The 13,087-nt window shown below is 66.4% G+C and carries 11 protein-coding genes; 4 read left to right on the top strand and 7 right to left on the bottom strand.

The window, feature by feature from the left end; translation table 11 throughout:
* From fabF to JJB99_RS28940, 3 genes are read left to right on the top strand one after another with little or no spacing between them, the layout of a single operon-like run.
* Positions 1 to 1,263, top strand: coding sequence for a beta-ketoacyl-ACP synthase II (gene fabF / locus JJB99_RS28930; RefSeq protein WP_200495640.1), 1,263 nt, complete (start codon positions 1 to 3; stop codon positions 1,261 to 1,263).
* 39 nt (positions 1,264 to 1,302) lie between these two features.
* Positions 1,303 to 1,929, top strand: coding sequence for a LysE family translocator (locus JJB99_RS28935; RefSeq protein WP_200495641.1), 627 nt, complete (start codon positions 1,303 to 1,305; stop codon positions 1,927 to 1,929).
* Positions 1,922 to 2,815: an alpha/beta fold hydrolase gene (locus tag JJB99_RS28940; RefSeq protein WP_200495642.1), complete on the top strand. Its 894-nt coding sequence runs from the start codon at positions 1,922 to 1,924 to the stop codon at positions 2,813 to 2,815. The genes JJB99_RS28935 and JJB99_RS28940 overlap by 8 nt, the downstream gene beginning before the upstream one ends.
* 100 nt (positions 2,816 to 2,915) lie before the next feature.
* Here the strand turns inward: JJB99_RS28940 and JJB99_RS28945 are convergent, their stop codons facing one another.
* The 3 genes from JJB99_RS28945 to JJB99_RS28955 form a co-directional block, all read right to left on the bottom strand.
* Entirely contained in the window at positions 2,916 to 3,800 is an 885-nt protein-coding gene (locus JJB99_RS28945; protein ID WP_200495643.1) for a 4-(cytidine 5'-diphospho)-2-C-methyl-D-erythritol kinase, read from the bottom strand.
* Positions 3,801 to 3,910: 110 nt separating this feature from the next.
* Positions 3,911 to 5,707, bottom strand: coding sequence for a tetratricopeptide repeat protein (locus JJB99_RS28950; RefSeq protein WP_200495644.1), 1,797 nt, complete (start codon positions 5,705 to 5,707; stop codon positions 3,911 to 3,913).
* 304 nt (positions 5,708 to 6,011) lie between these two features.
* Positions 6,012 to 7,673 carry an electron transfer flavoprotein-ubiquinone oxidoreductase gene (locus JJB99_RS28955; RefSeq protein ID WP_200495645.1) on the bottom strand — a complete coding sequence of 554 codons (1,662 nt, stop codon included), beginning with the start codon at positions 7,671 to 7,673 and terminating at the stop codon, positions 6,012 to 6,014.
* A gap of 136 nt (positions 7,674 to 7,809) precedes the next feature.
* Between JJB99_RS28955 and JJB99_RS28960 the strand changes: the two genes are divergently transcribed.
* Positions 7,810 to 8,625 carry a uracil-DNA glycosylase gene (locus tag JJB99_RS28960; protein WP_200495646.1) on the top strand — a complete coding sequence of 272 codons (816 nt, stop codon included), beginning with the start codon at positions 7,810 to 7,812 and terminating at the stop codon, positions 8,623 to 8,625.
* Between the two features lie 122 nt (positions 8,626 to 8,747).
* Here the strand turns inward: JJB99_RS28960 and JJB99_RS28965 are convergent, their stop codons facing one another.
* The 4 genes from JJB99_RS28965 to JJB99_RS28980 all read right to left on the bottom strand — a co-directional run bounded on the left by JJB99_RS28965 (position 8,748) and on the right by JJB99_RS28980 (position 12,936).
* Entirely contained in the window at positions 8,748 to 10,256 is a 1,509-nt protein-coding gene (locus tag JJB99_RS28965; protein ID WP_200495647.1) for a glycosyltransferase family 39 protein, read from the bottom strand.
* Between the two features lie 99 nt (positions 10,257 to 10,355).
* A complete protein-coding gene (locus tag JJB99_RS28970) occupies positions 10,356 to 11,204 on the bottom strand; it encodes a ribonuclease HII (protein ID WP_200495648.1) in 849 nt (282 codons plus the stop codon).
* Positions 11,205 to 11,278: 74 nt separating this feature from the next.
* Positions 11,279 to 11,734: a VOC family protein gene (locus JJB99_RS28975; protein ID WP_200495649.1), complete on the bottom strand. Its 456-nt coding sequence runs from the start codon at positions 11,732 to 11,734 to the stop codon at positions 11,279 to 11,281.
* Between the two features lie 23 nt (positions 11,735 to 11,757).
* Complete coding sequence (locus JJB99_RS28980) at positions 11,758 to 12,936, bottom strand: PA0069 family radical SAM protein (RefSeq protein WP_200495650.1); 1,179 nt, start codon at positions 12,934 to 12,936, stop codon at positions 11,758 to 11,760.
* Between the last annotated feature and the right edge of the window lie 151 nt (positions 12,937 to 13,087).

A 13,087-nucleotide genomic window follows, 5' to 3' on the forward strand; every position in this document is an offset into this window, starting at 1 on the left:
ATGCGTCGTATCGTCGTGACAGGCATGGGCGCGGTGTCGCCGCTCGGCTACGGTGTCGAATTGTCGTGGCGCCGGCTGCTGGCAGGCCAAAGCGGATTGCGCCCCCTGCCCGAATGGGCGCAATCCTTGCCCGCACGCATTGCCGGCCTCGTGCCTGACAAGGCTGACGATGCCGAGGGCGGCTTCGACCCAGGCGATGCCGCTGCGCCAAAAGACCAGCGCAAAATGGATCGCTTCATCCTGTTCGCCCTGCTCGCCACCGCAGAAGCCGTCGCGCAGGCCAAATGGACGCCGCAGGACGCGCGCGCGCTGGAACGCACCGCGACGATTATCGCCTCCGGCGTCGGCGGCTTCCCGGCCATGGCCGAGGCCGTGCGCATCACCGCGCAGCGTGGCGCGCGCCGGCTCTCGCCGTTTACGATCCCCTCGTTTCTTGCCAATCTCGCCGCCGGCCACGTCTCGATCAGATACGGCTACAAGGGCGCGCTGGGCACGCCGGTCACGGCGTGCGCCGCCGGCGTGCAGGCAATCGGCGATGCCGCGCGCATGATCCGCGCCGGCGAAGCCGACGTCGCGATCTGTGGCGGAGCCGAGGCCTGCATCGACATCGTCAGCCTCGGCGGTTTTGCTGCGGCGCGCGCGCTGTCGAGCGCCTTCAACGACGAGCCCGCGCGCGCCTCGCGGCCGTTCGATCGCGATCGCGACGGCTTTGTCATGGGCGAAGGCGCCGGCATCCTCGCGATCGAGGCGCTCGAGCATGCGCTGGCGCGCGGCGCGACGCCGATCGCGGAGCTCGTCGGCTACGGCACGACCGCGGACGCCTATCACATGACGTCGGGTCCGCCCGACGGCGACGGTGCCCGCCGCGCGATGGAGATCGCACTCCGCCAGGCCGACCTTGCTCCGGACGATTTGCAGCACCTCAATGCGCATGCGACCTCGACGCCGGCCGGCGACGAGAGCGAGCTTGGCGCCATCGGCGCGCTGTTCGGCCGCAACCGAAACATCGCCGTCAGCGCGACCAAATCCGCCACCGGCCATCTGCTCGGCGCCGCCGGCGGCCTCGAGGCGATCTTCACTGTCCTCGCCTTGCGCGACCAGATCGCGCCGCCGACGCTCAACCTCGAACATCCCGATCCGGGTGCTGATGGCATCGACATCGTCGCAGGCCGCGCGCGGCCGATGCCGATGCAGCACGCAATCTCCAACGGGTTCGGCTTCGGCGGGGTGAATGCGAGCGCGATCTTCCGAAGGATGGGTTAGAGGGCTTGCAATCGCCCCTGGCATCGCTACCAAAGCAGGATGACCGCAACGAATTTCTGGCTGTTCCTAGCCGCCGCATTGATCATTGCCGCCGTTCCGGGCCCCGGCATTTTCTACGTCGCGGCACGCACCTTGTCGGAGGGACGCGCCAGCGGCTTTGCCTCGACCACCGGCACCGCGCTGGGCGGCCTGGTTCATGTCGTCGCGGGCAGCCTTGGCATCTCCGCGATCATCCTCGCCAGCGCGGAGCTGTTCGCCGCGGTCAAATTCATCGGCGCGCTCTATCTGGTCTGGCTCGGCATCAGGACGTATCAAAGCGCCGGCCGCGTGCTGGAGAGCGAGCCCATGGGCGACAAGCGCGCGTTTCGCGACGGCGTGCTGGTCGAGGCGCTGAACCCCAAGACCGCGGCGTTCTTTCTCGCCTTCATTCCGCAATTCCTCGATCCCGCGGGATCCAATCCCACGCTGCAATTCATCATGCTGGGCGCGATCTCAGTGACGCTGAACACGCTCGCCGATGTCGCGGTGGTGCTGATGGCCTCGGCGACACGCATCCCGCTGATCGGGCGGCCGCATCTGATGCGGCGTCTCACCCAGGGCTCCGGCGTCTTCATCGCGGGCCTTGGCCTCTCCCTCGCTTTGGCGCGGCGGCCGGCAAATGGCTAGCGCACCGCAAAGCCGCTTCTATGAGTCGCACGGCCTGCGGCTGCACTATGCCGATTGGGGCAACGAGCGCGCGCCGCCTCTCATCCTGGTCCATGGCGGCCGCGATCACTGCCGCAGTTGGGACATCTTCGCCCGGTCGCTGCAACCGCATTTCCACGTGATCGCGCCCGACCTGCGCGGCCACGGCGATTCCGACTGGACCCGTGGCGGCAGCTACGCGCTGACCGAATATGTCTACGATCTCGCCCAGCTCGTTCGCGTCATCGCAGCGCCTCAAGTAACTCTCGTCGGCCATTCGATGGGCGGCATGGTGAGCCTGATCTTTTCGGGGACGTTCCCCGAGCAGGTCGCGAAGCTGGTTGTCCTCGACGGCGTGACCATGCTGCCGGATGCCGCGAAGCCGCCGGCGCATGAGCGCATCAGCAAATGGGTCGGCCAGCTCGACAAGCTGCACGACCGCACGCCGCGCCGCTATGCGACCCTCGAAGACGCCGCCGCGCAGATGATGCTGCACAACAAGCGCCTCACCCGCGACCTCGCGCTGCACCTCGCTACCCACGGCGCGCGGCAGAACGAGGACGGCACCTACAGCTGGAAGTTCGATCCCTACCAGCGCGCCAGTGCGCCGCACCGGCTCTGGCCGGATGATCACATCGCACTGTGGTCGCGCATCACCTGCCCGACGCTGCTGCTCAATGCCGGCGAAAGTTTTCTGGCCGGCGCCAGGGCGGCAGGCCTGGAGCGCTATTTCCCGCAGGCGCACGTCGAGACGATCGCCGGCGCCGGGCACTGGCTGCAGCACGACAAGCCGCAGGAGGTGCTGGGTGAAATCCGCCGGTTTTTGGGATTGTCGGAGGACGGTGGGGGGTTAGCGCTGCCGCCGTAGGGGGGGCAAAGGCGCGACAGCGTCGTGCCCACCATGCCTTCCGATTGCACGAATAAGTTGGTGGGCCCGCTTCGCTTTGCCCACCCTACGGCAGTTGCGCTTAGCTCAACGTCCCCGCATGAACCCACCAGCCGGGCTGGTCGCGCCGGATCCTTTCGGCGGCCGCATGGGCATCAGCCGGCGCGCCGTAGATCGCAAAGCACGTCGCGCCCGAGCCGGACATGCGGGCGAGCTTGACCCCGGCGGAATTGCGCAAAGCTTGCAACACCTCGCCGATCACGGGCTGGATGCGCAGCGCCGGCGTTTCGAGATCGTTGGCGACGGTTTCGAGAACGTCGACCCAGTCGGCGATGGAGCCGCCCGCTTCCGGCCAGGCCGGGGCTTCAAGGACGTCGGTGGCGCCGACCAGGAGTTCGCCGTTGCGCAGGCCCAGCTCCTGGAAGACGTCCTTGGTGGCGACGGGCACGCGCGGATTGACCATCACGCAGGGCATGCTCGGCAGCGCGAGCGGCAGCAGCTGCTCGCCGACGCCGGTCATGTCGCAGGCGCGTGAGAGCAAGCACACTGGCACGTCGGCACCGGTCGCGAGCGCGACCTTCTGCAGGCGGGGATCATCGAGCGAGAGATTGTTGAGGCGCGCCAGCAGCCGCAGCGCCGCCGCGGCATCGGCCGAGCCGCCGCCGATGCCGGCGGCAACGGGAAGCACCTTGTCGAGCGCGAAGGCGCCGAGCTTCAGGTTCGGCACGGCCTCGGCCAGAAGCTTGGCCGCCTTCAACACGAGATTGTCGGCGGTGTCGCCGCAGGCGGCCGCCGACGGTCCCGTGGCGGTGAGCTTCAGCTCGCCGCCCGGCTCCAGCGTGAGCCGGTCGGCGCAGTCGGCGAACGCAACCACGCTTTCGAGATCATGATAGCCGTCGGTACGACGACCGACCACGCGAAGGGTCAGATTGACCTTCGCGCGCCCCTCCTCAATCAACGCCGGCATTGGCGATCAGCCCCCAGAACAAAATTCGTCTTTGCGCATGATCTCTGCGCAACGCGTTCCGCGTTTGTCGCGGGAAAACCGCTGCACACTTTCCGGATCATGCGCCCAGATCAGCCGCCCTTGCCGTCGTCCTTCTTCTTCTCCGCCTGCGCGGCCGAAGAGTTCGAATTGTCGTCGGTCATGCCGTTCGCGATCTTGGCCTCGATTTTCGGAAGCTCCTCCGGCTCGGGCTTGAGATCGCGCGCATGCGCCCACTGGAACTTGGCTTCCAGCGTGCGGCCGACGCGCCAATAAGCATCGCCGAGATGATCATTGATGGTGGGATCCTCGGGCTTGAGATCGATCGCGCGCTCGAGGTTCTTCACCGCCTCCTCGTAATTGCCGATGCGGTAATAGGCCCAGCCGAGGGAGTCGACGATGTAGCCGTCGTCGGGACGCTGCTCGACGGCGCGTTTGATCATCTTCATGCCTTCGTCGAGATTCACGCCCTGGTCGATCCAGGAATAGCCGAGATAGTTGAGGACATGCGGTTGGTCGGGCTGGAGTTCGAGCGCCTTCTTCATGTCGGCCTCGGCCTTGCTCCACTGCTTGGAGCGCTCCTCGCAGATGCCGCGATAATAGTACCAGACGCTGTTGGCCTTGTCGTTGCCGGCCGGCAGCACGTCGATGCCTTGCGAATAGGTCGCGCCGCAATCGCCGAACTTCTTGCGGCCGCGCTCGATATTGCCGAGCGCCATGATGGCTTCGAGATCCTTGGAATCCTCTGAGGTGACGCCCTTGAGGATCTTGATTGCCTCGTCGGTGCGGTCGGCGGAATCGAGGTCGATGGCGAGCTGAATCTGCGCGTTGCGCTTGAGCGGCGAGGTCGCCGGCACGCGCTCATAGATCTTGATCGCCATCTGCGGCCGCTTCACCGATTCATAGAGATCGGCAAGCGAGAGCAGCGCCAACGGATGGGTCGGCTGCAGGTAGAGCGAGAGCTGGAGATAGACCAGCGCCAGATCCTCGCCGCCGCGGCGGGTCAGCGTGGCGCCGATGCCGTAGAGAGCTTCGGCCGCGCCCGCCTGCGCGGAATCGACCAGCGGCGGCAGCTTCTTGCCGGCCTTGGTCTCGCGCAAGCCTTCCACGATCAACGGATGGCGGGCGAGCTTCTTGTCGAAAGCCTGGTAGACATTGGTCGCGGCAGCCGAATCCTTGTTGCGCGACAGCCAGCGCGCATAGGCCTCGGTCACGCGCAGCATGGAATCGTCGAGCTTGTAGGCGCGCTCGAAGCGGGTGCCGGCATCCTTCTCCTTGCCGGAGAGCTCAAGGATCATGCCGGCATGGAGATCCTTGAACAGCGGATACCATTCGGGACCTGCGAGCTTGTCGATGCTGGCGACACCGCCCTTGGCATCGCCGGCGCCGTAGGCGGCCCAGCCCGACAGCAGCGTCGCGACGAGATCGGTGATCGGACCGCGGATCGACTGGTTGATGTTGCTCTGCGCAGTCGCGTATTTCTTCAGCTTGAGCTCATGCACGCCGACGACGAGGCGCGCGACGCGGTTGGTCTTGTCGATGGTGAGAATGCGCTCGGCGAGCTTGACCGCTTCGTCGATGTCACCGTCGGCGACCGATGAGATGAAGGCGCGGTCGAGCAGCTCGTTGTTCTTCGGGTCGGAACGCAGGGCCGAGCGGTAGAACGCAGCCGCCGAGGCCGCGTCGCGCTCGACGCTGGCATGGCGGGCGGCGAGATAGCTGCCGGCGGTGGTGAGTGACTTCAGATCGTTCCGGGTCGGAAATTGCGCCGCCGTGTCGGACGGATGGTCCGGCGTCTGCGCCAGCACCGCGCCGGGGACCGTCGCGATCGCTGTGCCCACGAGGGCGATGGCGGCAACAGTCCAGCGGTTGAAACGATATGAAAACATCAGGGCTCGCCTTGAGTTGGTAGTGCCTGGGTTTGCAGCAGAGGGCCGTCTCGCATGCGAACGCGGCCGGTGGCATCGGGACCCGGAACCGTCGGGCCGACAATGCCGCTTTTGGCGCTTCACCGCAAGGATTCGGGCAAGCGAATCGGCCGTGAGTGCCCGAAGACGCTGCTAGTATGGCCTTATCGTGGCCGCGGCCGCACGTCCCGGCCCGGTTTCTCACGCGAACGTGCGTCACAATGGCTGGGCCGCGTAATCTTGGTCACATCGGCCTGGCTTGCTGGCCTTGGCTTGCTAGCCCGGCTTACATCGCCTCGTAATTCGGGCCGCCGCCGCCCTCCGGGGGAACCCAGGTGATGTTGCCGTTGGGGTCCTTCACGTCGCAAGTTTTGCAGTGGACGCAGTTCTGGGCGTTGATCTGGAAACGCGGACCTGATCCCTCCTCGATCCACTCATAGACACCCGCCGGGCAGTAGCGATTCGAGGGGCCGGCGAACACGTCGTGCTCCGAGGTCTTCTGGAGGTTCATGTCGGCCACCTTCAGATGGACCGGCTGGTCCTCCTCATGATTGGTGTTGGACAGGAACACGGAGGAGAGCTTGTCGAAGGTGATCTTGCCATCCGGCTTCGGGTAGGTCTTGGGTGTGTGCTGCTTGGCCGGATCGAGCGTGGCGCGATCGGGCTTGGCGTGCGACAGCGTGCCGAACAGCGAGACGCCGAACAGCTGATTGGTCCACATGTCGAGTGCGCCGAGCGGCACGCCGAGCAAGGTACCGAATTTCGACCACAGCGGCTTGACGTTGCGGATCCTGAACAGGTCCTTGCCGACCGCGGAATCGCGCCAGGCGTTCTCGTAGGCGACGACCTCGTCGTTGGCGCGGCCGGCGGCAAGCGCGGCCGCGACATGCTCGGCAGCGAGCATGCCCGTGCCCATCGCGTTGTGAACGCCCTTGATGCGGGGAACGTTGACGAAGCCTGCGGCGCAGCCGACCAGCGCCCCGCCCGGGAAGGTCAGCCGCGGCACCGACTGATAGCCGCCTTCGGTGATGGCGCGCGCACCATAGGCGAGACGCTTGCCGCCTTCGAACACGTCGCGGACCGAGGGATGGGTCTTGAAGCGCTGGAATTCATCGAACGGCGACAGATAGGGATCGTCGTAGTTCAGATGCACGACGAAGCCGACCGCGACGCGGTTGTCGTCATAGTGGTAGAGGAACGAGCCGCCGCCGGTGGAATTGTTGAGCGGCCAGCCGAACGAGTGCTGGATCAGGCCCTTCTTGTGCTTGGCGGGATCGATCTGCCAGACTTCCTTGAGGCCGATGCCGAACTTCGGCGGTTCGCTCTTGGCGTCCAGTGCGAATTTCGCGATCAGCTGCTTCGACAGCGAGCCGCGCGCGCCTTCGGCGAACAGCGTGTACTTGCCAAGCAGCTCCATGCCGCGGGTGTAGGAATCCTTATGCGTGCCGTCCTTGGCGATACCCATGTCGCCGGTCGCGATGCCCTTCACCGCCCCGTTGTCGTCATAGAGCACCTCGGTCGCGGCAAAGCCCGGATAGATTTCGACGCCGAGCGCTTCCGCCTTCGGCGCCAGCCAGCGGCAGACGTTGCCGAGCGAGCCGATGTAGCAATGATGATTGTCCATCAACGGCGGCATCGCGAAGTTTGGCAGCTTGATGCGGTTGTCGCCGAACATCCAGTAGAAGTGGTCGTCCTTGACCTGGGTCTTCAGCGGACAGTCGGGATCCTCGCGCCAATCGGGGATCAGCTTGTCGAGCGAGATCGGATCGATCACCGCACCGGACAGAATATGCGCGCCGACCTCGGAGCCCTTCTCGACGATGACGACATTGAGATCGGCGTTGAGCTGCTTCAGCCGGATCGCCGCGGCCAGGCCCGAGGGGCCGGCGCCGACGATGACGACGTCGAATTCCATGGATTCGCGCGGGGGAAGTTCTTCGGTGCTCATCTGATCTCAGCCCTTGAGACGGTTCCTTGTCATTTGCGCTCCCTTGTTTCCGATTTTTCCGGGTAGGACAACCACGGAAATGCGTTCCGCTGGGATGCAAGGCGCCTTAAGATGAACTAATAGTCTGACTTTCCCAATGATCCCTGAGCCCGCACCCACCGTCCGAGAGCTGCTCGCCTTCTATCTGGAGGCCGGTGTCGACTGCGCGCTCGCGGAGGAACCGATCGACCGCCTGGCGGAATTGGATACCCTGCCGCCGCCCCCGCGCGCGGCACCTCCAGTCGAGGCGCCGCGGCCTGTCGCCGCGCCGACGGTGATGCGCGGCGAAGCTGCGCCCGCACCAGACGTCGCCATTGCTTCGGCGCGCGAAGCGGCGCGCACTGCGCCAACGCTGGAGGCACTGCGCGAATTGATGCAGGGCTTCGAGGGCTGCGCGCTGAAGCACACGGCGACGCGCCTGGTGTTCGCCGACGGCAATCCGCAGGCGCGCATCATGTTCGTCGGCGAGGCCCCGGGCCGCGACGAGGACATCGAGGGGCTGCCCTTCGTCGGGCGCAGCGGCAAGCTGCTCGACCTCATGATCGGGGCGATCGGGCTCAACCGCACCACCGCCTACATTGCCAACGTCATTCCGTGGCGGCCGCCCGGCAACCGCACGCCGACGCCGCAGGAGACGCAGATCTGCCTGCCCTTCATCCAGCGCCAGATCGAGCTGGTCAATCCCGACGTGCTGGTGACGCTCGGCAATCCCTCGACGCAGACGCTGCTCGGAACGCGCGAAGGCATCATGCGCACGCGCGGACGCTGGTTCGAGTACGAGACCGGCCAGCGCACCATCCGCGCGCTGCCGACATTCCATCCGGCGTATCTCTTGCGCTCGCCGTCATACAAGCGGCTGGCCTGGCAGGATCTGCGCGCGATCGCGAAGGTGCTGGCGGAAGCGGCGGTGTAACTACACCCACGCCGTCATTCCGGGGCTCGCGAAGCGAGAGCCCGGAATCCATCGAGCGACAGAGTTGGTGGATGAATGGATTCCGGGCTCGCCGCTTCGCCGCGCCCCGGAATGACACTGACTTACGTCCCCTTCGGCCGCACGATCGCCCAGCCGATCCGCAATAGTCCCTGTCGACCATTGACCAGCCATTCGAAGGCGCGCGGCACTTCCGGCACGATGCCGGGGAAGCGCGCCAGGATTTCCGGCGGCGGGGTGCCGGCGGTATCGGAGGCACGCCAGACCACGACGCCGCCGGTCTCGCTGAACTTGGCCTGGCTCATCCACGGGGTGCGCGAAGGCTGCGCGTCGATGAACAGATGCGGCCGGCCGGAATGCAGCGTGATCAGGCTGGCAAGCTGGGTCTCGCCGGCGACCGCGCGCAGGCGATGATTGGTGCGGCGGGCAAAGCTTTCGTCGAAGAAATCCGATATCTCGCGTGCCGGCATCGAGGTCGCGATCTCATTGGCGCCGGTCCAGGGCAGGAACAGCACCGCGAGCACGACGCCGGCGGCGGGCGCCACGACGGCGGCGGCCCACACCATCCGCAGCATGCGCGCGCGGCGCAGTGCGATGAGATCGCCGGCCGCGACCACCACGGCAAGCCCGGACATCACCAGCACGACGCCGGGCCCGCCGACGACGGCATCGAGCCCGAGCACGCCGGAGATCAGCACCGCACCGAGCGCCGGCGCGAGCGCGAAGAAATAGACGTAGTTGCGCGCGAGCGGGGCCACCGGCGGGCGGTAGATGATCGGCGCCTCCTCGCCCTTGGCGACGAACAGGCCTGTATTGAGGAAGGTCAGCGCCGGGATCGCCGCGGCTCCGAGCACCAGCCCGCCGAGCAGCCAGGCCGCGTGGAGGGCGCGGGCATTCAGCTCCGCGATCTCAGGCAACGCCGGCAACACAAGCGTCTCGGCGCGCATCAGCCAGACCGCATAGGGCAGCGCCAGCACCGCGACGACGATCAGCGCGAACAAGGGATCCAGCGCGCGCAAGGTGCGGCGGCCGCCGGCGGTCGAGACCGCGAAGATGATGAGCAGCAGCAGCAGGAAAACCGCCGCAGGCGTCGTCAGCAGCAACAGGCCGGCCTCGATCGACCAGGCGAACCAGGCATTGCCACGGCGCTGGCCGATGATCTGCCAGGAATGCAGCAGCAGCAGCGCCCAGAGCGGGCGCGCCAGCACCAGCGCGCCGAAATCGAGCGCGGGCGAGGAGAACGCCAGCACCGTCATGGTCAGGAGCACGGCGAGCACCGCCTGCTGCGAGCCGACCACGGCGCGGGAGAGATGATAGAGCGCGATGAAGGTCGCGATCTCGCACAGCTCGGCCAGCACATAGACGCCGACCATGTGGCCGCCGGCGGCGCGATAGGCGATGTCGGCGAGCCAGACCGGCAGCGGCGGGCCGAGATCCGTCCCGACCTGATATTCGCGGCCGAACGCCAGCAGCGTCGCAAGGCTGCCGGGCGGGCTGCGGTAGAACGCCAGCGCCACGAACAGCCACATCAAAGCCTGGAGCAGCACGGCGATCCATACGATCAGCCGCGGCCGGGCGCGAATGAGCTCGATGACCAGGGAGGTAAACCGCATGCAACGTCCGACAGATGCAGCCAACCCGTCCAGCCGGCCCTATTCGCTCACGTGTGTTTTGATAATGGGCGCTATGCGCCGTGGCAACGACCGTGTGCTCTAAAGGCCCGCTGAAGCATCGATTTCAACGGCGGCTTCCACCTGGAGTTCGGCGTCGCTCACGGAGAACAGGTCCTGCACCGGCTCGACCGTCCAGGGCATGTGCTTGGCCCGCGCCGCCGCGACGGGGGCGAAGAAGCTGCGGTGGTGGACGCTGGGACCGAGGCGGTCGAGCGCGTCGAGATGCTCGGGGACGGCATAGCCCTTGTGCTGCTCGAAGCCGTAGCCGGGGCAGTCCTGCGCCAGCGCGCACATCAGCCGGTCGCGCGTCACCTTGGCGACGATGGAGGCCGCTGCGATCGACAGCACGATGCCGTCGCCGCCGATCACGGCTTCGCAGTCGCAGGCCGTGTCGAGGCGGTCGCGGCCGTCGACGAAGACGTGGCGGGGCGCCTCAGGCAGCGCCATCACGGCGCGCTTCAGCGCCCAGAGCGAGGCGCGCAGGATGTTGTCGCGGTCGATGCGCTCGCGCGAGGCGACGACGACCGAGACCTGCGCGGTGGCGCAGATCTTGTCGAATAGTTTTTCGCGCTCCTCGGCGGTCAGGCGCTTGGAATCGTCGATGCCGCGCGGAATGCGGTCGGGATCGAGAATCACCGCGGCCGCCACCACGGGACCGGCCAGCGGCCCGCGGCCGGCTTCGTCGCAGCCCGCGACCGGCCAGACCCCGCGCTTGATCAGCGCGCGCTCGCGGCGGAAGCTCGGCGGCGCGATGGCGATGATGCCTTTCTTGCCGGCAGGAGCCTTCGCAGCCTTGGCCACCGATGCTTTGGCAGGCGCAGCCTTGATCGCAGCGTCCTTCTTTGGCGCAGCCTTGGCCGGCTTGTTGGCGGACTTGTCCCGAATCATGCCCGGGATCGTGCGCACGCGATTTGGCCAGCGCAACCGGGAACCCAGCGCAATTCCCGTTATTCAGACCGGCCCTACTCCGCCAGATGCACCCGCCGGTCCTCGCCGACCGCGATGCCGGGTGCGACCACGACTTCCCAGGGGTGGCCGTCGGGATCGGCGAAATAGCCGGAATAGCCGCCGTATTCCGTCTCGTGCGCTGCTTTCAGCAGCTTGGCGCCCTTGCCGAGCGCGAAGGCCAGCACCGAATCGACCTCCTCGCGTGTCCGGCAGTTCCAGGCGAGCGTGATGCCGCGGAAGGTCGAGGGCCTCGGATCGTCAGGCAACTCGGCGTCGGCTGCGAGCTGATCCCAGGGATACAGCGCGAGCACCGGACCTCCCGTATCGTAGAACGCGACGGCCTCGCCGGTTGCCTTCAGCCGGCGCGGGAAACCGAGCGCGTCGTAAAAAGCGATGCTGGCGCTGATGTCGCTGACGCCCAGCGTGATGACGGTGAGCCGCGGCACCGGAGCCGGCAATTCCTTGTTCATGCGACGCCTCTTCCATCTCCCGCTCAGAACAAGCTCAACTGATCGCCGTTCCGCTTCGGCCTTGCGAAGTGATCCGTGGTCAGTTTGGAGCGGCGCTTGTTGAGGCCGAGCCTGTCGCAGGCGATCTCGAAGCGGCGGCCGATGGTCCAGGCCATCGGGCCCGTGCCCTTCATCCGCTCGCCCCATTTCGCGTCGTAGTCGCGGCCGCCGCGCATGTCGCGGATCAGCGTGAAGACGTGGCGATAGCGGTCCGGATAGTTGGCCATCAGCCACTCGCGGAAGAGATCGCGCACCTCCAGCGGCAGCCGCAGCAGCACATAGGAGGCTTCCTTGACGCCGGCATGGGCGGCGGCATCCAAAATGCGCTCGATCTCGGAATCGTTCAGCGCGGGGATCACGGGCGCGACCATCACGGTGGTCGGAATGCCGGCCTCCGAAAGCTGCTTCAGCGCCTCCAGCCGCTTCGGCGGCGTCGATGCGCGCGGCTCCATGGTGCGCGCCAGCTTCGGATCGAGCGAGGTCACCGAGATCGCGACCTTGGCGAGGTTGCGCTTGGCCATGCGCGCGAGAATGTCGATGTCGCGCACGACCAGCGCCGACTTGGTGACGATGCCGACGGGATGACCCGCGCGCTCCAGCACCTCGAGAATGCCGCGCATGATCTTCCGCTCGCGCTCGATCGGCTGATAGGGATCGGTGTTGGTGCCGATCGCGATCATCCGCGGCTCGTAATTTGCTGCGGCGAGCTCCTTCTCCAGCAGCGACGGCGCCTCGGGCTTCACGAACAGCTTTGACTCGAAGTCGAGCCCCGGCGACAGGCCGAGATAGGCATGGGTGGGCCGCGCGAAGCAATAGACGCAGCCATGCTCGCAGCCGCGATAGGGATTGATCGAGCGGTCGAAGCCGATATCGGGGGAGTCGTTGCGGGTGATCACCTTGCGGGAGGTGTCGACCGCCACACTGGTCTTGAACGGCGGCAGCTCTTCCAGGCTCTGCCAGCCATCGTCGAAGGCGACGCGGGCCTCGGCCTCATAACGGCCGCTGGCATTGGATTGGGCGCCCCGCCCTCGCCTGCGTGCGCGGTCGATGGCGACGCCGAGTTCTGGAAAATCGGAGGGAAAATCAGAGTCCGCACCCGCCGGCTCGGAGAGCGCCTTGACCGGCGGGTGCTTGAGAGCATGAGAGGATGCTGCTGGACTCATGCAGCCAAGATAGCACGACACAAGAACAAATCAAGAACGCAAACCGAAAACGTGAAAACAACCCCATGCACAGTAGAGCTGCCGAAACTTTGCGCACCGGTCCCTGACCTCCCGCAACATCACCAATTTCGCGATTTCGTTTGGTGGCACT

Origin of the sequence: Bradyrhizobium diazoefficiens, from assembly GCF_016616235.1 — a bacterium.
Taxonomy (GTDB): Bacteria; Pseudomonadota; Alphaproteobacteria; order Rhizobiales; family Xanthobacteraceae; genus Bradyrhizobium; species Bradyrhizobium diazoefficiens_H.